Annotated in this window: 1 protein-coding gene; it reads left to right on the top strand. The window is 69.9% G+C overall.

Translation table 11 applies throughout. From position 1 onward, the window contains the following. On the top strand, positions 1–519 hold a 519-nt coding region (locus tag J7528_RS23935), incomplete at both ends, for a family 43 glycosylhydrolase (RefSeq protein WP_291879856.1).

The raw sequence follows: 519 nt of genomic DNA, 5'->3' as shown, positions 1-519 counted from the left end.
GATCTGGATCGAGGGCCCGCACATCTACAAGCACCTGGGCAAGTACTACATCAGCGCCGCGGAGGGCGGCACGAGCGTCAACCACAGTCAGGTGATCCTGCGCGCCGACCGCGTCGATGGGCCCTACGCGCCGGCGCCGGCGGGTGTGAACCCGATCCTGACCCAGCGCGATCTGCCGGCCGATCGGCCGAACCCGGTGAGCGCAGCGGGACATGCGGATATCGTCGGGCTCCCAGGCGGCGGATTCGCGGCGATCTTCCTCGGCACCCGACCCTACGATTACGCCAAGGACCTCTACAACATCGGCCGCGAGACCTTCCTGCTGCCGGTCGACTGGAGCGGTGAGTGGCCGATCATCCTTCGCCATGGCCTGCCGGTGCCGCTGACCGCGCCGGCGCTCATGCCGGCGGTGCCGGGCGGGACGCCGATGACCGGGAGCTTCGCGGTGCGCGAGGAGTTCGACGGCGCGCGGCTCGGGCCCGAGTGGATGACGATGCGGGCGGCGTCTTATGCGATGGC

Origin of the sequence: Caulobacter sp. (assembly GCF_017744445.1) — a bacterium.
Classification (GTDB): Bacteria; Pseudomonadota; Alphaproteobacteria; order Caulobacterales; family Caulobacteraceae; genus Caulobacter.
Note: the sequence above shows the minus strand (reverse complement) of the source record. Positions and strands in the feature narration are given on the sequence as shown.